This is a genomic window from Ligilactobacillus murinus DSM 20452 = NBRC 14221 (assembly GCF_001591685.1).
GTDB classification, from domain to species: Bacteria; Bacillota; Bacilli; order Lactobacillales; family Lactobacillaceae; genus Ligilactobacillus; species Ligilactobacillus murinus.
Genome location: NZ_BCVJ01000003.1, coordinates 1 through 25,411, shown reverse-complemented (window position 1 = coordinate 25,411; position 25,411 = coordinate 1). Strand labels below are relative to the sequence as shown.

The window sequence follows — 25,411 nt, the reverse complement described above, 5'->3', positions numbered from 1 at the left end:
TTTTGATTTGAGAAAATTATTTTCTAATGCTATCATGAAAACGCAAACATAATCTTACGAAAGAAGTGACGTCTTATGCCAAATAAACCACTACTCGCATTTGATGTTGGTGGCACAACGATCAAATATGCGCTGCTCACACCTGAACTTACGCTAGAACAAACCGGTAGTGTGCCGACTAATAAAAATAAAGATGGTCAGATCTTAAAGACCTTACTTGAACTCAGTCAAAAGTTCAGCCATAAATATGAACTTGCGGGGATCGGCATCAGTACCGCTGGGATCGTGGCCTCAGATGGTAGTATCCAATACGCCGGCCCAACGATCCTTGATTATCAAGGGACCCCACTTAAAGCCCGCCTCGAAGAAGCAACTGGGCTTTTGGTTTTTGTCGTCAATGACGTCGACGCTGCGCTTTTGGGTGAAGCAGTTCTTGGAGCAGCTAAAAATGCCAAAAGTGCCTATTGTGTAGCTTTAGGAACTGGGATCGGCGGGGCATATTTAGCCAATGGCCAGCTCGCTTCTGGGGCGCACGGAACAGCCAATTCGCTTGGCTACACGCTCTTTTGCCCTAAAACCCAGACTAATTTTGAACAACGCGCATCAACTCTTAGTCTAGAGGCTAAACTTGCGCCATTTGATCTCAGCGTCAAGGAAGGGTTTGAACTCGCCAAAGCAGGCCAAGAACCTTATCTATCGTTACTTAAAGCTTGGGCCAAAGAGGTCGCTCAAGGCTTGAGCAACATTTTACTGCTCTTTGATCCCGAGGTCCTATTGATCGGAGGCGCTGTTTGTCAGCAAAAAGACTACTTGTTACAACTCTTAAATGAACAATTAGCTTTGATCCTCCCACCAGGGCTTTGTCAGACCCAATTAAAAGTCGCTACTTTAGCGGATAAAGCACAACTTTACGGTGCTGTCTATCCATTTATAAAATAAAGCGTTTACATCAGTTTCTAGTTATGTTATGATCTGTGTGTAATAGAAATTCAACAATTCAGAATAAATAATTCAACCGTACTGATAAAGGCTTGGCTCAAGTCCTTTTTAGTGCGGTTTTTGTCTTTTTTTACCAACTTAGCGAGGTGGATAAAATGCAAGTCTCACTTAATACAGCTGTCTTTTTACCCCAGTTAGAACGCTCTAAAAGTCAGTTAGCCTGTCTTTTAGACGTCGATGCTTGGCCAATTGACAATATCGAAGTGCGGGGCGAATTCTTTGCTCCAGCGACCAAGGTCTGGGAGTTAGAACAAATTGCAAAGCTCTGTCAAAAAAATAACTGGGGCCTCTATTATTCAGTCCCCGAAGAATTATTTTTAGGTGATCATTTCGCACCCAAGTTAGAACAACAGCTAGCTTTAGCCGAAAAGATCGGGATCAAAAATCTCAAATACAGCTTAGGTCACATTGATCTATTGTTCAGTGATGCTAAGCTAAAACGACTCCATGATCTTTTAGCTAACAGCCCTATCAACGTGACGATCGAAAATCAGCCCAATGTTAACGGTAAGCTCAGTGCGATCACCCAAGAGCTAACATTTGATCGCAGTGAAAAACTTTCTTTAGGCTATACCTTTGATTCAGGTAACTGGTATTGGATAAATGAGGATCCTACAAAAGCTTTCTTGGCTCTATGCGACCAGATCAGTGTCTTTCACCTAAAAGATATCCATGCCAAACAGACTGTTCTCTTAGGCAAAGGCGATACAGATTGGCAACCAATGCTAAAGTCGCTTAAAACAGATGTCCCCGTTTTCTTGGAATATGGGACTGCTGATCTAGACGAATTGGCTAGCCAAGTTCAATTGGTAAATCGCTTATTGGAAAACTGAGGTGATCTTAGATGTCTTATCTGCTCCAATTAGTCATCATTTTATTACTTACCAAACTCGGAGCTCATCTTTCAAACATCTTCAACTTTCCTAGTGTGATCGGTGAGTTGTTGGTCGGAGTCCTAGCTGGTCCGGCAGTCTTGAACCTCCTAGCCCCCAATACTTTTACCCACTACTTTGCTGAACTTGGGGTGATCGTATTGATGTTTATCGCTGGGCTCGAAGGTGATCTCAAGGCTTTGCTCCACTATTGGAAACCTTCCTTGACTGTGGCGATCTTAGGGGTGATCGTCCCGACGGCAAGTGCCTTTTTGTTGTGCTATTACGTTTTTGGCTTTAGTGCTAAGACGGCGATATTTTTAGGACTGATCTTAAGCGCTACTTCAGTCAGCATCACCGTTCAAGTCTTACGCGAGATGCAACGTTTAAACAGTCCCGAAGGCTCTATGATCTTAGGCGCTGCAGTAGCCGATGATATTATCTGTGTTATTTTGCTGGGGATCTGTGTCTCACTTTTTGGGACCACAGCAACTTCACCACGATCGATCCCCTTGATGCTTGGCTTGATGTTATTGTTCTTTGTTCTTGCTCTTAGCTTAGGTAAATGGTTCGTTCCTAAGTTTTTAGCTGTTTTTAGTCGGTTAAATGCAAGTGAAAATGAAACGACCGCAGCTTTGGTCCTTTGTTTTGGTTTTGCTTTTTTAGCAGTCAGTCTGGGGATGAGCGATGTTTTAGGGGCTTATTTTGCCGGTTTAGCGATCTCCGAGACCACCTTTAAAGAACGACTCGCTTTAAAGATCGAACCGATCGGCTATGCGGTCTTTATCCCCGTCTTTTTTGTCAGCATCGGATTAAATATCAGTTTTGTTGGCATGAGTAAAGATATCTTATTTATCACATGTTTGATCATCGTTGCTATCTTGGGCAAACAGATCGGTTGTGGTTTGGGAGCAAGATGTTTTGGCCTATCTACCAACGCTGCAAACATTGTTGGCGCGGGGATGGTCTCACGTGGCGAAATGGCGCTGGTCGTTACTAACGTTGCCTTAAGCACCCATCTGATCGATCAAAATCACTATACGGCAATGATCGTCGTTACCGTCATTACAACTTTGATCGCACCACTGTTATTGAAATATTACATTCAAAGATCCACACAATTAGAAGTTTAAATTCAAATACGAGGTGAATTTTATTATGGAAAAAGTAGGTTTGGGACTGGCAAACTGGATCGTCGTTGTCTTATATTTAGTCGGAATGTTACTAGTTGGCGCATACTTTACCAAACGTTCAAGTAAAGATACCGATGCTTTCTTCAAAGCTGGCGGTAAGATCCCGGCTTGGGCAGCTGGGATCAGTATCTTTGCAACGACACTTAGCTCGATCACTTTCATGTCGGTGCCTGAGCGGGCCTTTCTCTCAGACTGGTCATATGCGATCGGATCATTAGTTATCATCCCGATCATCCCGATCTTAAATCATTATTATGTCCCTTTCTTTCGCAAGTTAAAAGTCACGACCGCTTATGAATATCTTGAAGCGCGCTTTAGTCCGCTGATCCGTGCCTTAAGTAGTTTGCTATTCATTATTTATCATATCGGACGGGTCGCGGTGGTAACTTACCTACCTGTATTAGCGGTCGCTTCAGTGACTGATATCGATCCTTTACTCGTTGCAGCCTGTGTTGGGATAATGTGTATCATTTATACCTTCCTTGGTGGGATCGAAGGGGTCATCTGGAGCGACGTGATCCAAGCCTTCGTTTTGATCGGTGGGGCTTTGCTCATCATCTTTATCGGGGTCTTCTCGATCGATGGTGGCTTTGCGACTGTTGCCCATACCGCCGCTAGCAACCACAAGATCCTCTCCAGTGCTGACTTTAAGATCAATGATCTAGCAGCTTTTGTTCCATTGATCTTTGTTGGTCAATTCGTCAATAGTCTGTATCAATACACTGGTAGTCAAGACGTTGTCCAACGCTACCAAACCACTAAATCTTTGAAAGATACGATCAAATCACTTTGGACAACTGGTTTTCTTGGCATTTTGACGATCCCCTTGTTCTTTGGAATGGGAACGATCCTCTACGCCTTCTACCAAAATGCTGCTAGCTTACCAAAAGATTTCAACACCAGTGCGATCGTACCTTACTTTGTCATCACACAACTTCCAGCTGGGATCGCAGGTTTTGTTATCGCCGGGATCTTTGCGGCGGCACAATCAACGATCGCCTCAAGTTTGAACTCGATCTCTGCTTGCTTTGTAACTGACTTTAAGCAACGCTTCTTTAACAATAAATTCAAGGGGATGTCAGACGTTACTTTAGCTCGTTTGGTGATCATCATCGCTGGTGTCATCAGTACTACGATCACAGTTTACTTCACGATGGGTAACACTTCCGATACTTGGAACGTCTTCTTGACTGTTTCCGGGCTCTTCGGGGTCCCTGTAGCTGGACTCTTTGCACTAGGGATCTTCACCAAACGCGCTAATGCACGCGGAGTCTTGATCGGATTTGCTTTGAGTGTGCTTTTAGCCTTCTACGTTGATTCTTTGCATATCTCCTCTCTTTTAGTGGCAACTGTTTCCTTCACTGCCGCTGTTGTTTTAGGCTACCTAGCTAGTCTACTTTTCCCAGGAAATAATAAAGATAACCAAGGTTTAACGATCTACACGCTCAAGGATAAAGTAAAAAATTAAAGTGAAAGGAATTTAAATTTATAATGAAAGATACGATGAGTTTAGTTGCAATGCAAAATTATCAGGGGTCCTTCCCCACTCCTAATGATTTTCATGAATTTTGGGATCAAGAATTAGCCTCACTTGAGATCCCCACTAAAAAATTGACCCCACTTGACTTCAAGATCCCTCAAGTTGACTGCTATAGTTTAACTTTTCCGGGAACTAACCACGGTCAAGTCTATGCTAAATGCCTTTTACCTAAAAGTGAAAAGCCCGTGCCAACGATCTTTTATTTCCACGGTTATATGGGACGATCCCCTGATTGGGCAACTTTGTTAAGTCTAACGGCAGGTAAAGCTGGTGTCGTGGCTATGGATGTCCGAGGTCAAGCAGGGCGCTCACTTGATCACGCCACTTTTGATGGGATCACCGTCAAAGGCCAAGTCATTCGGGGAGCGACAAAAGGACCGAAACACCTTTTCTTCAAGGATATCTACTTAGATGTCTATAGTTTGATCGAGCTCGTTGCCCAGTTACCTCAAGTCGATGAGACTAAACTCTATAGCTATGGCGGTTCACAAGGCGGGGCGTTGGCGTTAGTTGCTTCTGCGTTAAATCAGCGCATTCAACAAACGATCGCGATCTATCCTTTTTTAGGTGACTTTAAGCGGGTCTTAGAGCTGGGCAACCACAGTGAAGCCTATGATGAGCTTTTCCGTTACTTCAAATTCTCCGATCCTTTCCATAAGACTGAAACTAAACTCATGGAAACTTTGGCCTATATCGATATCAAAAATCTTGCCCAACGGATCCAATGCCCTGTCAAAATGATCACTGGACTTGAAGATGAGGTTTGTTTCCCCTCAACGCAATTTGCGATCTACAATCAGATCACAGCACCAAAAGAACATTTGATCTTACCAGAGTATGGTCATGAAGATATGCATGTTGGGGTCAACGATCAAGTCTTTAACTGGTTATTTGAAACACAGATCGCTGACTAGTAAATAAAGCGGGACTCACTGCGATGCAAATACGCATCATAGTGAGTCCCGCTTTATTCATATTTTATTTATCGCGCCGACGTCGTAAAGTTTTATCAACAGCATCGACTCTTTTTACTTGTTCGATATCTTCTCTGATCTCAGAGCCTAAATCGGACAATTCCTCTTCTTTAGGACGATATGCGACCTGGATCTCTAGTTTATACGGTTCATCTTTTTGCATCATCGTTGACCGGCCCGCAAACTTATATGGACCACCTGTCAAAGCAACAGCTGCTAAAGAAAGACGGTAACGTTTCAAAGCTTCGATCCCTCGTAGTAGCCCTACTTGGGTCACTTCGCCGAGTTCTTGGCGTTCGATCTGATTGACGCCACCATAGACTAACAATTTACCATTGACCTCACGCAACTCGTAATATGGTAAGGCTACCGGTTCATTTAGTGCAAAGAAACGATCACCACTTTTAGCCTTTTTAAAAAGCTCTTTATCTTTACCACCAAAATCAAGCTGGAGATACCCGACCTGCTCTAATTGAGCCACGACTTTTTGTAAATTCTCCCGTTGCTTATGGTTTGTCTGCAACGTCGATGGTAAAAACTCTTCATCTTTGAAGATCCCATTAGTCTGCATAAAACCTGGAGCTACTCCAGCATTTTCTGCGGCACGTGTATCAGGGATCTTGACGCCCAACATTTTTTCAACTTTAGGCGAGATATCGAGCTTTGAGACCCGATCTTCCGTAAAGAAGTACAAAATATTGAGATATGTGAAATACAGTAACGCTAAGAAAGCTAAGATAAACAGCAGACCACGAACGATAAAACCATTTGCAAAAAAGCGGTAAGCAACATAAAGCAAATAGAAATTACCTACACCCCCAACGATCGTGTAGATCCGATTTTTGAGCGTAGCATTCATATTAAAATAACCAATATAACTATTGATCATCCCTAAAATACTAAACACATTCTTACCCCCTATTGCGCATTATTATCCTGCGTTGTATTGTTATCATTTGGTTGCGTATTATTTTGTACGCCATCTTGTTTGGTCGACTCACGTTCAGTTTGGTCAGTTCTTGCACTAGAGCTACTACTTTGACGCGTGGTCGAACTTTGTGCTTGGCTATCATCTTGTGTCGTATCGTCTTCAACACTGCTTGAGGTCTTATTTGCTGAGCTTGTTGTCTCCTCATCATCCGTCGTTGAAGTTGAACTTGAACTGACTTTATCCGAGCTTGAACTCTTATCCTCGTCATCGCGCTCGCTACTACTTGCTCGCTCACTATCTATAGAACTTGAGATCGAGCTAACACTACTGGAGGAAACTTTTTCAACGGCTTTTCCTTCAGTAGTATGAGTCACTTTGTTGACTGCCACATTGGTAGCCCCCAAGGCCAAAACGATCGACAAGATCGCAAATGGTGTCAACAAAGGCGGTGTACGATATGCCATTTTATTACCCCCAATTTTTTTCTTACTACTCTAATCCTACTACATCTGTGGACCTAGCAGTTTAAAGATTTGCTAAATTTTATTGTAACTTAGCACATTTTGGACAAAGACCATAGAGTTCAAATCGGTGGCCTTCGATCACACATCCTTCCAATTGATCTTGAAAGATCGTCAAAGGACACATCTTGACCTCACGTACTCGCCCACAATTTTGACAGATAAAGTGATGATGGTGTAACCGATCAAAATCACATTGATATTTAACACAGGCACCTGTAGGCTTATTCTTGGTCTCAATGATGCCTAATTCACTAAAATCTTTTAGATTCCGGTAAACCGTATTATAACTCATCCCTGGATAAAGTTGTTTCATATGCTCAGTCACTTGGGTAATACTGACATATTGTTCTTTAAAACCACATAAGTACTCTAACAAGCTACGTCTTTGCTTGGTGATCCGATAATGGTGGCTTTGCAACACTCTGAGTGCTTCATTGATCAAGCCTATCCCCCCTAAAGAATAATTATTACTATTTACTATGATACCACGCTTTACGCTAAAATATCAGCTACGAGTTGTTCGAGTTTAGCATAGGTCTGCTGGAGTTCTGCATTTTGCAGTACATGAGCCTTAGCACGCAATTGTGCCGGTAACTTCGCATCTCGCTTAGCTTCCTTACTTGCCAGCCGTTGCTTGATCTTGGCTTTTTTGTCACCGCGCGCATACAAACGCTCGACTTGCACTACTTTAGAAGGTAATTCTAAAAAAATCACCGTCAGTAACTCAGCTGGCAATTTATCTAAATAAGTCAAAACGCCCTTAGTATCTAAAACGATCACAGCCCGCTTAGTTTGTTTTAAAGCACGCTCAAGTCCTTCAAATGAAGAGCCGTAATAATTATCATCGTAGGTAACGTACTCTAGATAGTGTTTATCAAAAAACGTTTCTTTTGTTTCAAAATAATAGTCGCTACCGTCTTGCTCACCGTTTCGCTTGGGACGCGTTGTGTGAGTCACCACTTTTGTAAATCCTAAATTTTTGGTCAAATACGTTTGGACCGTTGTCTTGCCACTACCAGGAGCACCACAAATAATAAATAAATTTCCGTCTAATGTTTTCAAAAAAATCACCTATTACTCTATCGTCAACTACCCCTCACTAAAGTAAGGGGATTTCCGCCCAACTATTATTAAACTAAACTTGATCCTTTTTTCTTGCAAAATAAAAGTATCCATTATAAAATTGTAAGCGTTGACAGATGTTGTATCTATTTTTTTAGATACAACATTGCTGTTAACTTTATTCTATACTTAATGGAGGGGTATTACTATGGAATTTGGCGAATTTTCAAAAGCAAACTACTCGATTTCCCTGGATACGAAAAGCCAACTTTTCAGTGCCCGCTCAAATGATAACCCTAAATTTGAAGCAACGGGCGTGACGATTCAAGATGCACTCTCTGAATTGTCGAAGTTAGACGCTAAGATCCGCTTATAATCGTAGTTAATTAGAATATTCAACCTTGAGGCCACAATTTGAGCGTGGCCTCTTTTTATTGAAGACTAATTGACATTTAATAATACAACCCTTATTATAAAGTAATTAATATTATGCAAAGAGGTATCTTATCTATGAGTATTAAGGAACGCGTCTTCAAAAAAGAAAGTTTAGATCGTTATTTAGCTGAAGACCGCAAGTTTAACAAAACGCTTAGTGCTAAAGATCTTATCTCAATGGGGATCGGAGCCGTGATCGGTACGGGGATCTTCATCTTGCCTGGAACTATTGCCGCCCTTCACAGTGGGCCAGCGATCACGATCTCGTTTGTGATCGCAGCGCTCGTTTGTTCGACGGCTGCAATGTGTTACGCTGAATTTTCTTCTGCTTTACCGATCGCCGGGAGTGCCTATTCATTTGGGAATGTCGTCTTTGGTGAGATCGTCGGTTGGTTTTTAGGCTGGGCTTTGATCTTAGAGTATATGCTGTCTGTTGCTGCGGTCTCAACCGGCTTTTCCGCCTATTTCAACTCTTTATTAGCTGGCTTTGGGATCCACTTGCCTAAAGCGATCACGGGACCCTTTGATCCAACCAATGGGACTTTTATCAATCTGCCAGCTGTGTTGATCGTTTTATTTATTTCTTACGTGCTTTCACGGGGCTTGCGGACTTCAATGACGATCAATTCGATCGTGGTTGTCATCAAGATCGCGATCATCATCTTATTCCTATTAGTTGGAATGTTTTATGTCAAACCTACAAACTGGGACCCATTCATGCCCTTTGGTACTAAAGGTGTCTTAGTGGGTGCGGCTCAAGTCTTTTTTGCTTATCTTGGCTTTGATGTGGTCGCTTCTTCGGCGGCTGAAGTCAAAGAACCAGCTAAAAATATGCCCCGTGGGATCATCGGAACGTTGGCGATCTGTACATTACTTTACATCTTAGTTTCGATCGTCTTGACCGGGATGATCTCTTATACTAAGTTAAACGTCTCTGACCCAGTTTCCTTTGCGCTTTATGCCGTTAAACAAAATTGGGTCGCAGGGATCATCTCAGTCAGCGCCTTAGCGGGAATGTTCACGATGATGGTAACGATGGTCTATAGTTCTTCACGTTTGATCTACTCGATCGGGCGTGATGGTCTTTTGCCTAAGTTCTTAGGTCAGATCAATGAAAAGACTAAAACACCAGAAAAAAGCATGTTGATCGTTACCGTGATCATTGCCTTGACTGGTGGCTTTTTCTCCCTCAACCAATTGACAAACTTAGTCAATATCGGGACATTGTTGGCCTTTATGTTCGTCTCACTTGGGGTCTTACCATTGCGTAAACGAAAAGATATCCCAAATAAAGATGGTTTCAAAGTACCATTTTATCCTGTCTTGCCGATCATCTCAGCTATCTTGTGTGCTGTGATGTTAGCGCAACTTTCTTTAGAAACTTGGATCGCTGCATTCGTCTGGTTTGCGATCGGAATGGTCATCTACTTTAGCTACGGGATCAAACACAGTAAGATCAACGAATAGCGATCAGCACCGTATAAATAGCAAAGAGACCCACTACAATATTATGTAGTGGGTCTCTTTTATTATCCTTTAGCTGCTTTCTTTTGGCGCATGATCGCTTGTTTTAACATGAATGGCGCAATGATCGTTGTCAAAATGATCACGATGATCACACCTGAATAGTATTCACTCGTCAAAAGTTTGGCACTGTACCCTACTTGCGCAATGATCAATGCCATTTCACCCCGTGAGACCATCCCGGCCCCAATGATATCAGCCGAATGCCAATCCATTCCTAAAGCTTTGGCTCCAGCACCACAGCCGATCCATTTGGTCAATAAAGCCAAGATCGTCAATGGAATGATAAATACGAGATCTGATAAGAAACCATCAAAGGTCATATGCAAACCGATGCTGACAAAAAACATCGGAATAAACACAGCATAGCCGATCGGTTCCACACTTTCTTCGACTTCACGCTTGTAACCAGTTTGGGCTACTGCGACCCCAGCGAAAAATGAACCAACGACGCCACTTAAACCAACTAATTCAGCTAAATAAGCCATCCCTAAACAGATCACTAATGACATCAAGATGACTGAAGCCGAAACTGACATCTTTTCACCGATCCGCATCAAAGTTGGGGTCACCCACTTGAAGACCACATAGATCCCCACAAAATACAAGACTTGTAACGTGATCCCTAAAGCTAGATTAGACTGGACATGACCACCGCTACTCTTTGCCACATCACTAAAGATGCTGACTAACACACTTAAAATGATAACAGCTAAAATATCATCGATCACAGCCGCCCCTAAGATCGTTGTCCCTTCCTTTGAGTCAAGCCGACGTAATTCTTTAAGGACTTCAACAGAGATGCTAACTGAGGTCGCTGCAAATGTGACCCCTAAAAAGATCGCTTGCTCATTATTAAAATCAAAGAAACGCCCTAAAATATAGACCAAAGCTACTGGGACCACGATTCCACAAACCGCTACTGACATCGATGGTTTGAAATACTTCTTGAGTAAGCCAAGATCACTTTCGAGCCCTGCCATAAACATCAACAAGATAACGCCGATCTCGGAAAAAGTATGCACAAAATCATTTTCAACGACCCAGCCTAAAACTGCTGGGCCTAAGATGATACCAACTAATAATTGCCCAATTACGGCTGGCATACCGATCCGACGGCTAAAATGTCCAGCTAAAGCCGTTGACAGCAACACCAGACATAGGATTCCTAAATGTTCCATTATTATTTTCCCTTCCCCTCTTAAAGCTACTAATAGATACAGTTACAGCATATTCAATAAAATTAATTATAACTAAAATTTAACCCTCTATCTACTAAAATACTTATACAACAATTAGAAAAAAAACCGATATGATTATTACATCGGCTCTTTTTTCAAATTATTAAATTTACCTAAACACTATTTGAGTTCAACATCGCGGTACAATAACACTGTCCCGTATGGTGAAATGTTCAAGCCCTTGACCCGTGAGTTTAAGAGATAGGTCATAGCCCCTTGATAAACAGGTGCCGTATAGGTGTCATCTTTGATCAAATGCTTTTCAGCATCGATCAAAGCTTCCCAACGTTTGGCCGGTTGACTTGCATATTCACCAGCTGCTTGATCAAGATCGTTCCAGAATTCTTGATTTTGATAATCAGTATTCAAGTGATATTGACCCCCATCGCTGATAAAGTTGACTGGATCAGCATAGTCAGGTTGCCATGTTCCATAAACTACATCGTAATCGTAAGCCGTTGTGGCTGCTAACCGCGATTTAAGTGGAATTGCGCGTAAGTTGACCTTTAAGCCTGGTAAGTTTTGCTCCAATTGACTTTGGAGATAATTTCCGACTTGTTTAGCTTCATTGGTGTCCGAAGTCAAAACTTCTAGCGTCAATTCATTTTGACCCAATTCTTTTTTAGCTTGTTCCCATTCACTTTGAGCGACTTTCTTATCATACGGCAATAGATCCCCAGCTTGTTTACGGTATTCTTTACCCGTTTCAGAGTTATATGCAAAATCAGCTGGTACGATCCCATTCAATGGTGTACCCGCATTCAAAACATTTTTCACCAATAACTTCTTATCAAAGCCTTGCGCGATCGCCTTTCTGGCATGCACATTACCTGTAATATCGCGTTTTGTGTTGAAGCCTAAATAACCGATCAATGGGATCTTCTTAGAATGATAACCCGGGTTATTAGCATATTGTTTAGCAAATTCATTGCCTAAGATCGTATAATCTAATTTATTTGTTTGGAATAATTTTCCTGCTGTTGACGTGTCTTTGACCACTTGGATGTCAGCACGTTTCAATTTTACATTCTTTTTATCCCAATAATTATTATTTTTTACATAGCTCCAAGTATCATTGGTTCCTTTCCAACCACTAACAACAAATGGTCCATTATAGACAGTTTTGTCAGAAGTTGTTCCATATTTATCACCATATTTAGTAACAACTTTTTCGTTTTTAGGGAAAAATGGTGCGCCTGTCAAAAGCTCATCCAAGTAGCTGATCGGTGCTTCAAGTTCAACCTGCAAAGTTTGATCATCTAAAGCTTTGACACCTAATTGATCTGGTTGCATTTCACCCTTACGGATCGCTTGCGCATTTTTGATCGGATCTAACCGTTGTGAGTTTGGCGAAGCTGTCGCAGGCGCGATCAAATTTTGCCAAGCATATACATAGTCTTTTGCCGTTACATGATCACCGTTTGACCACTTAGCATCCTTACGCAACTTAAAAGTATACACGTCTTGGGCCTCATTATGTGAAACACTTTGAGCGCCAGCCAAGACTGGTTTACCCTTGCTATCAAAGCGATATAAGCCTTCAAAAGCGTTATCCATCGCTTCTAAACTGATCATATCACTATATTTAGCTGTATTTAAAGTTGCCATTTGATCACTGACAGCAGCTTTCATGGCTTGTGGATCTGAATTACTTTTACTATTATTACTGTTGCTACAACCAGCTAAGATACCGCCAGCTAATAAGATCCCTACAAATGCCATGAGATTTCGTTTCTTCATCTTGAATTCATCCCCCTTATCTAAAGTATCTAACAATATAATTTTGCACTATTTAATCGTATTTAGCAATAATTTTTACTTACAAATAGGAAATGTTTTTTTCGAGTATCACCACTAGTATTTCTATGAGTAAACGACTATAATTGACACATCAACTCTACAAGGAGGCTTTTAGCATGAAGATCAACCAATTTGCTCATCTAACTGTCGATGCTAAGACTAAAGCACGTGAACTCAATCAGATCGGCTTTTTAAACTGCGATGTGCAACATAACGATGATTTAAACCATATCTGGATCCAATTTATCCTTGCTTGTTTGCCACATTTAAAGACGCCCGCAGCAAAGAAAGCGTACTTGAGCGATCTTTTGGCCACACCAACACTTGATGTCGTCGAATTCAAACAAAGCCAAACAGTGGACTTAAAAACTTTTTATTTGGTAGCACTGCAATTACTTGATTTTGAAGCTGAGACTGATTTTGATATCGACGATCCACTTGGTTCAATGGATAAACTTGGACTTTACCATGCACAACAACTTAATGATCGCACCGACCTGATCAATGCGCTATATGATCTGCTCTGCACCCATACTAAACACGGGCAGACTCTACTTGATCGCTTAGCTGCCTTAGGCTATTTTACAAAATTCTATGAGCTACCTGCGATCAAAAAGCCTCTCTTCTTTAACGGCAAGGCGCAACCGATCTTTGATACTGACAAGCTGATCCGCGAAGTCGTCTATGTCGAAGCCGATGTCGATTCTGATCACGATGGTAAATTGGATCTGTTAAAAGTTGAGATCATGCGGCCTAAAGATACAGAGCACGGCCTTAAAGTACCTGTTTTATATACGGCTAGCCCTTACAATCAAGGGACTAATGATTCTTTAGGCGCCAAAATGTTACATCCAGCCACCGCGAAATTAACACATAAAACACCGACTACGACTAGCTATACTGATATAAAATTCGAAGCCAAAGCACCAAACTTACCTCCTAAGCGTGAAGTCGCCGGACGTTCAACACGAGCTGAAGAGACCTTTGATCGTGAATTGAGCTACACTCTAAATGATTACTTCTTGGCACGTGGTTTTGGCGTCGTCTATGCTGCAGGGATCGGAACGCGCGATTCAGAAGGCTTTCGTACTTGTGGCTCGCAAGAAGAAACTAGCTCAACAATTGCCATCATCGAGTGGTTGACAGGAAAACGTCGTGCCTTCACCAATCGCAGTGAAAATATCGAGATCAAAGCCTGGTGGTGCAATAAAAAAGTTGCAATGACTGGAAAATCCTATCTTGGAACTTTAGCTACCGCAGCTGCAACGACTGGGATCGAAGGCTTAGAGACGATCATTTCCGAAGCAGCGATCTCTAGTTGGTATGATTATTATCGTGATGGTGGGCTAGTTGTTTCCCCCGATGGCTATGTTGGCGAAGACGCCGATGTTTTAGCCCAAGAATGCTTTAGTCGACGCAAAGATCTGGCACAATACCAAAAAATTGCTACCAAATGGCAAAAGCAATTGGACTTACTCTTTGCTGGTCAAGACCGCCAGACTGGAAATTATAATCGCTTTTGGGATGAACGTAACTATCTAAATAACGTCGCTAACATCAAATGCGATGTTGTCTTAGTACATGGTTTGAATGACTGGAACGTTAAACCGCGGAATGTCTTTAATCTCTATCAAGCCCTCCAAGAGCTACCGGTCAAGACCAAATTGATCTTACATCAAGGACAACACATTTATATCAATAATTTTCAGTCACTTGATTTTACCGATATGATGAATCTTTGGTTGTCACATAAACTCTATGGGATCGATAATCAAGCGACTACTGTTTTGCCTGACGTTTTGATCCAAGATAATGTTGAGCCTGATACTTGGAAAACTTATTCTACTTGGCAAGCACTGACTACAACTAAACTTTGGCTGACACAAGCTGGAAAGCTAGCTGATATCTCTGATACAGGGACTTTGAGTTTTAACGATCAGCTGACACCTAAGGCTTTCGCTAACTATCAAGTAGATCTTGAGCTTTGGAAAAATGATCTTGTTAGTTCTGAGGCTTCACCGCTTGAAAAAGCCCGCTTAAAATTCCAAACAGCTCCTTTAAAGCAGCCATTGATCATCAGCGGTGCACCTAAACTCAGTGTTAAAGTGGCTTGCTCTACGGATCATGGTCTACTTAGTTTTATGCTCGTTGATCTTGGTAAAGCTAAACGCCTAAATGAGACGCCTACTGTCCTTGAGCCTAAGGGGATCTTGGCGGGCTATAATTGGCGCGAAAATGATCTCGTTGAGTTTACGCTAGGAAAAGATACGCCCTTTAAACTCATCAGTAAAGGCCATATCAATTTGCAAAATCGTACTGAACTTTGGCGAAACGATGAACTTTTAGCTGATAAATTCTATCAACTTGAAGTAACACTACAGCCCACACACTATCACTTACCTGCTGGGCGAAAATTAGGACTGATCGTCTATGCTACTGACATGTTTGGTACGCTACGGGGAAACGAAGATATCAGTTATATCTTAGACCTAGCAAAATGTTATTTAGAACTTCCTCAAGACAACTAAAAAAGAGGCTGTGACATAAGGGGCACTAGGGCCCGTCAAGTATACAATTTAAATAGAAAAATAGTTTATGCGGTTTGAACGCGGAATTTTTCTGTCTCTTTGTCAACCACTGTGTAAAGTTAAATTTTTTTAGAAGTTCCATGGAGATGGTCTAGGCTATCTTTATGGAACTTCTTGTATCTTTTCCAAGATAGGTTTGAAGGTAAATACGTGCTTTTAAATGATCAAAGTTTCTATATCCATAGGTAGTACGTTGTATCTGTTTGATCTTCCGATTGATCCCTTCCAATGGACCGTTTGTGTAACGTGAATACATTGGGTCTAAGGCGGAGATGATCGCGTCTAAATTATCAAAGAACGATAAAAGAACTTTTTCAGATTTAGTAGCTAAGTTACGCTTAGTAAGGTACTTTTGATGAACTTCGTGAATACGTTGTTTAAAGATGTCTATTTTGTTTTTAGTTGGAGCGGTGATGAGCTCTAATAAACGTTGATAGTCCCAGTAAGCTTCATTAAAGGTTTGATCACCAACTTCAAGTCCCAAATTTACTAAACGTTCTGAGGTAGTCCAAATTTTTAGTGAGCGTTCATAAAATTGATGAGTACAATCTAGGTCGTCATAGCGTTTTAAGAATAATTTCCAATTACGCTTAAATAGTTTGTAGTTTTTAGAGCTACGTTCAAAGTTATTCATCAAATCAGTTCGCATAGAGTTAAGTGCTCGGTTAATCATTTGAACGATATGAAAACGATCAATGATGATCTTAGCATTAGGGAATAGAGTTTTAGCAATATCAACGTAGTAAGAGTTTAGGTCACAACTGACGGTGCGCACTAACTGTCTGACGGATTCCGGGAATTTCATAAAATACTTGATGATAGTATCTTTAAACCTATTAGGTAAGATAGTTTGGATAACATGGTTATCCGAATCAAGGCAGATAAAGTGATAGCCATTGTGAGTACCTCTAAATTCATCAAAGCAAAGATGGAGCGGTAAGAAATTGAAGTTATTCCGAAATTCAGAACGAGTATGAGATAACATACGATTAACGGTCGAAGCAGAAACACCTTCTTCATAAGCGATCGTTTTAGCGGAAATGTCATGTCTTAGTTTAGTAGCGATCTTAGCTCTAAGTGAATAAGAGATCTGACAATTTGGAGGTAGGAGCGTAGTTTTGGCAGAAATAGTTGAATTACAATTGCGACAACGAATACGAGCTGAACGAGCTTGGATAGTAGTTTGATGAGTGGCGTTGACAGCTGGGATCCGAATGAGTCGTTTAGGAGTGTAACCATTACGGTAAAAGGTGGTAAAGCCACAATTAAAACAACGAAAGTTCGTTAATTCGTGAGGCAAGAAATTGATAGTAGCTTGAAAAACTTTATAAGAGATACCATTGATCTTTTCATCATAAGGTTCATTAGAGAAGTGAAGATGAGGATCACTAATATCAAGACAAGATTTAACTATCGAATCAACAGAATGTGTAGTATAATTTAAAGAGGTCATAATGTCACCATACTTTCTAATGATGTTTTCGTGGTTGTATACACAAGAGAAAAAGGTGCCATTATGGCTCTTTTTTTTGTGTAAAAACTTTTATTTATATACCATATCAAAAAAGCTGTGTAATGAACAAGTTATCATTACACAGCAAAAGGTATAGAGCCTCAAAAATATGCTACTACATCAATTTGACTGATAGCATCTCGGTATAAAGTATCGGGATGCTTTTTTCTTCCTAGAAGCAGCTATAATAATACTTAATTCAAAGAGGAGAAGAGACTTACCAGAATTATAATATTCCAGTAAGTCTCTTTTATATAATGGTATAAATCAGTTGAAATTTGGGCTGAATTGAATAGTTAATCGCTGGTTAGTTGCTTGTGCAATCTCAGATAGTACTCTGGTTGAGGCATTCATTGTTCCATGTTCAATTCTGGCAATAGTTGATTGTGGTTTTCCGACTAACTCAGCAAATGTTCGTTGGCTCATCCCCATACTTTCACGGAGATCACGAACTTTGATAGCTACTTCTAAGTTAATATTTTCCTGTTCAACAAGTTTAGCAAAATTAGGATTACGTTTATTTCTTCTAACAATATATTCATTAAGTTTATTCATGATGATCCCCCTTTAAGATATTTCTTTCGTCTATTTCGAGCAAGTCTTTTTTCTCTCTCTGGCGTTTTCTGCGTATTTTTGGTAAAAGCATTAGTAATTAGGTATTTAGATATCTCTCACTTGAAAATAGATAGCCTGCTGAATATTCGAAACCCGCTTAGAACAAATCTCATATAGATTATCTTCCAACTTTTTGATCCAAAAAATGTTCAAACTCATCCCAATCATAGTAGTCAAACTTTATCTTCTTTATACTATCACGATAGCTAATTGGCTATCAGAAAGCAAATTCTTTGTTTAATGTTTGTTGCCAACGAATCAAATCAAAAACAACGTAAATTAATAGGTCTAGATAAATAATTAACATTTGGTCTAAGATTACAACTTGATGATAGGCGAAATAACAAGCTAAATTTTTTATTTTAGTTGACCTTAAAGCAAGTAAGAGGCTCACTGGAAAGTATAATTCTGATGAGTCTCTTTTTGTATGATGATATAATGAGTTTAATTAACATGTGTAATAGGTGGAAAAGTAATGAGTAATAATAGTGATAATACTAAATTATTATTGGATAATTTAACAGGGGACCAAGAGTCTATAAATATCCTTGCAGACTATTTAGGATATAGTGTCGGTAAAAACCCCGTAACCCCTGATAGTGACCTAAGGGTATATTTCACAGATAAGATTGATGAAAATGATACTGGTGTTATGGCTGCAGTTGCCTTACCAGACTTAGATAAGAATACAAATACTATGCAAATTCGTAAACTCTACGAACAGGTTATCGATATTAAGAACAACCAATTGGGTTCTGATTTTTCTGTATCTGTTGTTGTATTTATCGGTAAGCAACGTTTAGTCTTCTTTCCAATGGTTGGCGGTAATAGAGATACTCGTTTAGATATTAAACCAGATACAGCTGATATTGATCTATACAGGCGTAATCTCAATTATTTGAAAAACGATAGCATTGTTGTAGAAGAAAGTCCTTTTGGATTTGGAGCAGAAATCAAGATTGACGACAAAGCATTTAGACGTGAACTTTCTACTGGTTTCTTAGCGATGGTGTCTTTATACAGAAAGAAGCTGTCTGAATGGATAACCGCCTCAGATTTAAAGAAACATCTAAACGATTTAGTTTCAGACAAAGCAAAAATATACATAAAACAAAACAATATTACGGCTCTAGTTCAAGATGAGTCTTATAAGAAAGTATTATCTACGGTTGTCGATACTATCTCATTAAGACAATTGATGAGGCGTTTCCTTGAAGGTTACTATGGCGCTGAATCATTCAACGTTGATGGGATAGCCCTAGGTGTAGGTAGTGGATCACTTGATGAAGCTATCGAAAAAGCTGTTAACATTGCCAAGAACGTCAGTGAAGAAAAGGATATTAAAAAGATAAACAGAAAGAAGAACTCAATCGAAGTTTTTGACTTGTTTAGCAATAGCTTTACTTCAGATGAAATTGAAGCTACTTCTCAAGTCAGTATCAAACAGGGTGAAGATGAATTCCTTTCTCAACTAAGTAAGAAAGCAAGTAGACAATTTGAGCTAGCTTACGGTGGAGACCTTTTTGCTGGTTCGATAGGTAGTGCAGCAACTAAGATCGACAATGAATTAGCCGAACAAAACGGTGTAGACTGGGCAAAACCATATATCGATACAAAAGCAGGTAACTTTAGTTTTAGATTCGAAGATATGCCACCTGAAGCTATTGAAAAACAATACGAAGACTCAATGAGTCAAAACGTTCAAATAACACTAGATCAAGATACTAAAGAACCTGTAGTTTTCTTTGGTGATGATGATATTGAACAAAAGAATAAGGGGGCTTACTATACTGATCAGCGTTTTGTTAACTATATGGTCAATAATACGGTTGCTGTTAAATTTAACAAGAGATATGACGCTATCAAAGCTTCTCTTAAGGAAGGCAATATTGAACAGATAGATAAAGCAATTCAGCACTTACTAGACTTGAAGATAGCTGACTTCTCTTGTGGTGGTGGGTCATTTTTAAGAGGGGCGTTCTTAAAGATATCCGAACAATTCCCTATGCTCAACGCACTTGAATTTCCTCAAGAAATAAGAGATAAATATGATTTCCTTAGCAATGAAGAAGACAGCCAATACAAGTGGGAAGACTATGTAATGCAGAATATGATCTACGGTGTAGATATTGACTACAAGGCTATCATTATCTCTAGTTTGACCTTGACTTTATCGTCCCTAGAACACAAGCCAAAGAATACTAAATTACCTCAATTGATAGGTAGGACGTTGATACACGCAAACTCATTGATAAATGCTGTACCTTATTACAGACGTGAGGAGGTATTTAGTAAATACAAGAAAGACATTGCTAGGTTGAGAAAGCTTAAGTCAACTGATTTTAGCGCCTTCATCAAACTACGTGATGAATTAACAGAAAAAGTTATGCCCGAAGCTAATGATATATCTGAATATGCTAGCTTCTTAGAGATTGGTTGTATTGAGTTTTGCTTACCTGAGATTTTCTTTAACGAAGACGGCAGTGTTAATGAACACGGCGGTGTAGACGTTGTTATCGGTAATCCACCATGGGAAGTTTGGAAGCCTAATTCAGATGAATTCTTTTCTGAGTATGACGAAGGTTACCGTAAATTATCTAACAAGAAGGAAAAGAAAAAGCGTGAAAAAGAGTTGATCACTCTAATGTCAAACATTTCTGAGAAATGGGACGAAGAACAACTTAGAATAAAAGCAGGTTCTAAATACTTTAGAGATAACAATAATTTTCATTTTCAGTCTTGGAAGGTAAATGGTAAAAAAGTATCGTCTGATCCTAATTTATATAAAGTTTCCCTAGAGCGTTTTGCTCAATTAGCTAAGAATGACGCTTTATTTAGTATTTTGGTACCAGATAACTTTGCTACAGATAATGGTTCTACCGGACTAAGGCACATGGTAATAGATAACTATAATCTGTCTGAATTTCTTTCTTTTGAAAACAGGAGGAATATATTTGCTTCTGTAGATAGTAGATATAAGTTTGCTGTATTGTCTTTTGAAGGTAAAAATAGTACAGACAACAGCGAATCTGATAGCTTTGATGCATTCTTCTATCGCCAAGATTTAGACGACTTAAATGATAATGGCGTTAAGTTACAATATCCATTTACATTTTTATTTGACATGGAACCAGAACGTTATGGAATGGTTGAAGCGAGAAGTAAGGCTACCTTTGATTTGTTTGGAAAGATAAGAATGGCGTTCAAACCACTCAGGGACTCAAATATTATTGAATTCAGAAGGGATTTCGATAGGACAAATGACGCAGATAAATTCATTGAGATAAAAGATAAAACCGATGATGATATTCTTCTGTATGAAGGAAAGTACACAAACCAATTTGTCATTAATCCAGATGAAATAGATTATGTAATAAATAAAAGCATAGCCAGAAAAAGGCTTGGAGATGATTTAGACTCGTATAGGATCGCTTTAAGAACAGTAGCAAGTTCTACCAATATCAGGTCTTTGATAGTTAGTTTATTACCACCACAAACTACTAGTGCTAACAGTTTGATATCTGAAAAAAATGCAGAAAATTTCTCTATTACCGAACGATTGTTTACTCTAGGGATGCTAAATAGCTATGTTTTAGACTTTGCATTAAGACAGTTAATATCTATAAACGTTAATCAAATATACTTAAAACAATTGCCAATTCCTAGAATATCAGATATAAAGGATTCTGATGAGATCATTCAGATTATTAAAGAGCTTCTAAAAGAGAACAAGGGGTACTACCAAGACTTAGATGAACTAGTTCCAGGAGAAGCATATATGAATTACGAGCATAATGAATTGATCGCTGAACTTAATGCAAGAGTTATGATCGATTTTAATTTGACTAGACAAGAGGTCGTTACTTTAATGCATACCTTCGAAAGTGCAAAACATGCAAAAGCAGTTCAAGAAGAAACACAGCGTATTATTGATTGCTACGATAGATTAAAAGAGGTGAAATGATGTCTGAAACAAGTTTTGAAGAACAGCTATTTTCTAAAAAAGTTATTGATAATCGTAATGTATCAATGACTGACGCATTAAAATACCTTTTAAAGGATGATAAGTTCAAAGTCCTTGATGTAGCTGTAGGATACTTTTATATCAGTGGGTTACTGTTATTAAAAGACGAATTCACTAACTTTATGGATAACAGGAACGGTCATTTTCGTATCCTAATGGGCAATGAAACTAATGGTTCTACAGTTAATATCTTAGATAATAGTAAGTATAATAACTTTATTGAAATAATTGAGGATACGACACAAAAGGATACTTGTGAAATATCTGATAAAGAGTTTCTCGGAAAGGTTTCTGATTGGATAAGAGAAGGTAAGATAGAGGTAAAAGTTTATACTGGTACGGCTAATTACTTCCACGCAAAAAGCTATTTATTTGCTTCTAATTTAAATTCTAGTAATGGTACAGCTATTGTTGGTTCATCTAACTTCTCTAGATCGGGGTTGGAAGGTAATACAGAACTCAATGTATTGACTCAAGACGGCTTCTTTGCGTTACACCGTTGGTACAATGACTTATGGCTTTCTACAGATGAGGTAACTGATTTTTCACCTGATTTAATCAAGATCGCAAGTAGTAACGGTGCTAAGAAAACCGTTCAACAATATAAGCCTGTAAAGGAAACTTATTATGATTTTGCTAGTATATTTGCGCAACCATATGCAGAATTAGACAGTAGCAAGAAATGGGTACAAGAGCTGTTTCCACACCAAAGAAGTGGGATCGTCAATATCAAGGAAAAACTCGATTCATTCAATACGGCTGTGCTATCAGATGGTGTTGGTTTAGGTAAAACTAGGACAACAGCGGGTGTGATAAGACAATACTTAGAAACTGAAAATATTAATCGAATCTTGATCGTTGCTGATAATAAATTAAAAGATCAGTGGCACGACGAATTAAAAGCTGTTGGTATCAAGCCCAATGAATATGAATACATTTCACGTCAGCAACTTGTCAATATAGACCATAAACAGCTAGAAAACAATAACTATACATTAGTTGTCATTGATGAAGCTCATCTAGGGTTTAAGAACAATAATACTGAGGCATACCGCAAAGTCTCATTCATAAAACAACAAAATCCTAATGTGAAAGGTTTACTTCTAACTGCTACCCCTTGGAACAATGCTCGTGAAGATGTAATCAATATAGGCTCGTTGTTTCTTAAAGTTGATGCTATTCCTAATGACAGGAAGTATAAGCAATATTTTTTACTTTCTCCAAATAAATTAAGTAACAAGGTCGTAAGACATTTAGCTCAAGACGATGCTGCTTTCCAAGAATTCTGGGCCGATGTCTATTTACAAAGAACAAGAAAGACGTATGGTGGTAAAGGTGCACGCTTTCCACACCGAAACTTTCCAAGTATAGATATACCATATGAACCCAGAAAGAACGATATTTTCAGTAACAACTTTGATATTATTGCTGACTTAAAATTTCCATATCAAGATCCTATCAAATATATTGACAATAACAAAGAAGAGATCGGCGCTAAGCAATTAAAGATGATGTTACTTAAAAGAGCTGATTCTAGTTGGAAAGCATATGTTACGTCTTTACAACACATAGTTGATAAGTTAGAAAAGTTAAATGAATTATATTTAAGACCAATGTCTTTTGTAAAAGGCAAAGAGCTTTTAAGTTATTACAAACGATATTTAGGATCTGCATATGGTATAACAGAGTATGAGGACAAAGTAGGACTCTTATTCCAAGACTTTGTCGATTATTCAGAAGATAATTCTCAACAAAGTATCAAATCACAAATCAGGAAACGAAAATATATCGAAAATCTAAAAGCACAAATCGATAGTCTTACTGCAAAACAAGCTAAGAATGCCGTAGATAAAATGATATCTGATTATAACAGTGACGTTTCCACTTTAAAAATGTTGATCAGCGACTTAACTAAAGCCTATAGTAAAGTTGATGAAAAGGTCGACAAAATTATCGAATGTATCGACGAAGAGCGCTCTAAGGGACATAAGATAATCTTGATATCTCAGTTTGCTGACACTGTAAATTATTATTATGAAAAACTATATGAGCATTATAACGGATCAAGTCTTGAATATCCTATGGGAATGATAGTAGGCGCAGGTAATACTACTAAAGATGGATATCCAGCTAAGATAAATCAACAACCTTCCACTAAAAAAGACGTATTGAATCACTTCTCACCACAATCTAAAAAAATGGTAGATTTGATCGATGACGATGAACAAATCGATTTGATAGTTGCTACAGATACTATTTCAACTGGTCAAAACTTACAAGATGCCGTAACATTAATGAATATTGACCTACCATATAATCCTATGACCTTAGAACAGCGTATTGGTCGTATCGACAGACCTTTGCCTAAAGGTGATAACAAAGACCAGATCTATATCTACACTTTCCCTATCTATCAATCTATCAATTCTCAATTGAAGATGATGAATAGGTTAGGTAATAAAATGGCTGGTATCTTAAATGACACTGAGTTCGACAATGTTGTTTTGCCACAATATGAAGACTACTTGAAGGATATCAAAGAGAAAAAGCAAAACGCTATCAAGTCCATGTTAAACAAGACAAACGAGCAATTGATAAATCATTCTGATTTCTCATCTGAAAAGCATTCAGAAGTTTACCAACATGCTAACAAGCGTATGTATGATTTCAAAACAAATCAATTAACTCCTCTTCAAAAACCTCTTATACCAGTTTATAGCTTTTCTAATGGAAAGGATAATCGTTCTATTGCTGTTGTAGAGATCCAGTACTATGACATAAACAATGCCTTCCTTGAAAAGGAAAACCTGCTAGTTGATATTGATAATTCAACTAAAGTAGATATTATTGAGGCTGAAAAGAGCTTGAATGGTGAGATTTCTTTTGACGTGCATAATACTGATATATTAACTCAAGGAGAAGCTTTGGCAGCAATTGAAAAGGCTCAATCTAAGATATATACCGTAGTCAAAAAACAGATTGAAGAATACAACAAACAACATGAATTCTTTGCTGAAAATATTAAGTCGACCAAAAATACAGTTGCTGTTAGGGCTTCAATAGCATTGCAAAACAGTGCAAAATCTGATCCTAATATGGTCATGTCCAAGCTTAAATCAGTAAATATTGATCCTAAACAATTGAAAAATATTACCAAGTATATTGAAACTATCGATAAAGATGATGATTTATTCCCAATAGTTGAGGAAATAGCTCACAATCCTAATGCATTCTGGTTGAATATTGAAAATTATATTGAATTCTTCGATCCAGATAACTTGAATGAAATGGAAAATGTGGGGAAAGATATGCGTAGTGTAGATACTAGGAAGGCTTCTCTAGAAACTACTAAATATAAGGTTTTGAATGGAAATATCGTATTCAAATGATGATAATTCATTATGTTTTTGAAATTGCTAACAATTTATTTCAGTGTTATACTGATAAAAGAAAAGAGGTAATGCGGGAACATTACCTCCAAGGAACCGTTTAAGACGGTGACTTTTGGACAGTTTAATTTTGATTTAAATAAACCATCCTCCCGTCAAAGGGCACTAGGGCCCGTCAAGTATACAA

18 protein-coding genes and 1 pseudogene are annotated in these 25,411 nt (G+C 38.9%); 10 read left to right on the top strand and 9 right to left on the bottom strand.

The genetic code is table 11. From position 1 onward, the window contains the following. The first annotated feature begins 75 nt into the window (after positions 1 to 75). From LMU01S_RS01320 to LMU01S_RS01300, 5 genes are all read left to right on the top strand, one after another. Positions 76 to 939: an ROK family protein gene (locus tag LMU01S_RS01320; RefSeq protein ID WP_056958976.1), complete on the top strand. Its 864-nt coding sequence runs from the start codon at positions 76 to 78 to the stop codon at positions 937 to 939. A gap of 155 nt (positions 940 to 1,094) precedes the next feature. Further along, positions 1,095 to 1,832 carry a sugar phosphate isomerase/epimerase family protein gene (locus tag LMU01S_RS01315; RefSeq protein ID WP_056958977.1) on the top strand — a complete coding sequence of 246 codons (738 nt, stop codon included), beginning with the start codon at positions 1,095 to 1,097 and terminating at the stop codon, positions 1,830 to 1,832. Positions 1,833 to 1,843: 11 nt separating this feature from the next. Then, complete coding sequence (locus tag LMU01S_RS01310) at positions 1,844 to 3,004, top strand: cation:proton antiporter (RefSeq protein ID WP_056958978.1); 1,161 nt, start codon at positions 1,844 to 1,846, stop codon at positions 3,002 to 3,004. Between the two features lie 25 nt (positions 3,005 to 3,029). Further along, positions 3,030 to 4,532 (top strand): sodium:solute symporter family protein, encoded by a 1,503-nt coding sequence (locus LMU01S_RS01305; protein WP_056958979.1) that lies wholly within the window; start codon positions 3,030 to 3,032, stop codon positions 4,530 to 4,532. Positions 4,533 to 4,555: 23 nt separating this feature from the next. Next, positions 4,556 to 5,518, top strand: a complete 963-nt coding sequence (locus LMU01S_RS01300) for an acetylxylan esterase (protein ID WP_056958980.1) — start codon at positions 4,556 to 4,558, stop codon at positions 5,516 to 5,518. A 64-nt stretch (positions 5,519 to 5,582) separates the two neighbouring features. Here LMU01S_RS01300 and LMU01S_RS01295 read toward each other — a convergent pair whose 3' ends face one another. The 4 genes from LMU01S_RS01295 to LMU01S_RS01280 all read right to left on the bottom strand — a co-directional run bounded on the left by LMU01S_RS01295 (position 5,583) and on the right by LMU01S_RS01280 (position 8,104). Beyond that, on the bottom strand, positions 5,583 to 6,485 hold the full coding sequence (locus LMU01S_RS01295; protein WP_056958981.1) for a DUF6681 family protein: 903 nt from the start codon (positions 6,483 to 6,485) through the stop codon (positions 5,583 to 5,585). Between the two features lie 11 nt (positions 6,486 to 6,496). Continuing rightward, positions 6,497 to 6,973 (bottom strand): hypothetical protein, encoded by a 477-nt coding sequence (locus LMU01S_RS01290; RefSeq protein WP_056958982.1) that lies wholly within the window; start codon positions 6,971 to 6,973, stop codon positions 6,497 to 6,499. Between the two features lie 79 nt (positions 6,974 to 7,052). Continuing rightward, on the bottom strand, positions 7,053 to 7,475 hold the full coding sequence (locus LMU01S_RS01285; RefSeq protein WP_056958983.1) for a Fur family transcriptional regulator: 423 nt from the start codon (positions 7,473 to 7,475) through the stop codon (positions 7,053 to 7,055). A 50-nt stretch (positions 7,476 to 7,525) separates the two neighbouring features. Next, positions 7,526 to 8,104, bottom strand: coding sequence for a guanylate kinase (locus LMU01S_RS01280; protein WP_082613057.1), 579 nt, complete (start codon positions 8,102 to 8,104; stop codon positions 7,526 to 7,528). 199 nt (positions 8,105 to 8,303) lie between these two features. Here LMU01S_RS01280 and LMU01S_RS10530 point away from each other — a divergent pair, with 199 nt between their 5' ends. Together LMU01S_RS10530 and LMU01S_RS01275 are read left to right on the top strand one after the other, a co-directional pair. Next, on the top strand, positions 8,304 to 8,471 hold the full coding sequence (locus LMU01S_RS10530) for a hypothetical protein (protein WP_004050845.1): 168 nt from the start codon (positions 8,304 to 8,306) through the stop codon (positions 8,469 to 8,471). 134 nt (positions 8,472 to 8,605) lie between these two features. Beyond that, positions 8,606 to 9,997, top strand: coding sequence for an APC family permease (locus LMU01S_RS01275; RefSeq protein ID WP_056958985.1), 1,392 nt, complete (start codon positions 8,606 to 8,608; stop codon positions 9,995 to 9,997). Between the two features lie 62 nt (positions 9,998 to 10,059). Here the strand turns inward: LMU01S_RS01275 and LMU01S_RS01270 are convergent, their stop codons facing one another. Next, the gene (locus tag LMU01S_RS01270) at positions 10,060 to 11,235 is read right to left on the bottom strand and encodes a cation:proton antiporter (protein WP_056958986.1); all 1,176 of its coding nucleotides are present in this window, start codon (positions 11,233 to 11,235) and stop codon (positions 10,060 to 10,062) included. Between the two features lie 180 nt (positions 11,236 to 11,415). Beyond that, positions 11,416 to 13,035, bottom strand: a complete 1,620-nt coding sequence (locus tag LMU01S_RS01265) for a peptide ABC transporter substrate-binding protein (protein ID WP_056958987.1) — start codon at positions 13,033 to 13,035, stop codon at positions 11,416 to 11,418. Between the two features lie 176 nt (positions 13,036 to 13,211). Here LMU01S_RS01265 and LMU01S_RS01260 point away from each other — a divergent pair, with 176 nt between their 5' ends. Continuing rightward, on the top strand, positions 13,212 to 15,623 hold the full coding sequence (locus LMU01S_RS01260) for a Xaa-Pro dipeptidyl-peptidase (protein ID WP_056958988.1): 2,412 nt from the start codon (positions 13,212 to 13,214) through the stop codon (positions 15,621 to 15,623). A gap of 151 nt (positions 15,624 to 15,774) precedes the next feature. On the opposite strand, the gene LMU01S_RS01255 is transcribed toward LMU01S_RS01260, so the two are convergent. From LMU01S_RS01255 to LMU01S_RS10650, 3 genes and pseudogenes are all read right to left on the bottom strand, one after another. After that, a complete protein-coding gene (locus LMU01S_RS01255) occupies positions 15,775 to 17,136 on the bottom strand; it encodes an ISL3 family transposase (protein WP_056958989.1) in 1,362 nt (453 codons plus the stop codon). 327 nt (positions 17,137 to 17,463) lie between these two features. Further along, positions 17,464 to 17,751, bottom strand: coding sequence for a helix-turn-helix domain-containing protein (locus LMU01S_RS01250; protein WP_056958990.1), 288 nt, complete (start codon positions 17,749 to 17,751; stop codon positions 17,464 to 17,466). Beyond that, positions 17,748 to 18,004 (bottom strand): annotated as a pseudogene (locus tag LMU01S_RS10650) (type II toxin-antitoxin system RelE/ParE family toxin). The gene LMU01S_RS01250 and the pseudogene LMU01S_RS10650 overlap by 4 nt, the downstream one beginning before the upstream one ends. A 282-nt stretch (positions 18,005 to 18,286) precedes the next feature. On the opposite strand from LMU01S_RS10650, the gene LMU01S_RS01245 reads away from it, so the two are divergent. Together LMU01S_RS01245 and LMU01S_RS01240 are read left to right on the top strand one after the other, a co-directional pair. After that, the gene (locus LMU01S_RS01245) at positions 18,287 to 21,775 is read left to right on the top strand and encodes an Eco57I restriction-modification methylase domain-containing protein (protein ID WP_056958991.1); all 3,489 of its coding nucleotides are present in this window, start codon (positions 18,287 to 18,289) and stop codon (positions 21,773 to 21,775) included. Continuing rightward, positions 21,775 to 25,224 (top strand): DEAD/DEAH box helicase family protein, encoded by a 3,450-nt coding sequence (locus LMU01S_RS01240; RefSeq protein ID WP_056958992.1) that lies wholly within the window; start codon positions 21,775 to 21,777, stop codon positions 25,222 to 25,224. Before LMU01S_RS01245 ends, LMU01S_RS01240 begins: the two co-directional genes overlap by 1 nt. The last annotated feature ends 187 nt before the right edge of the window (positions 25,225 to 25,411 follow it).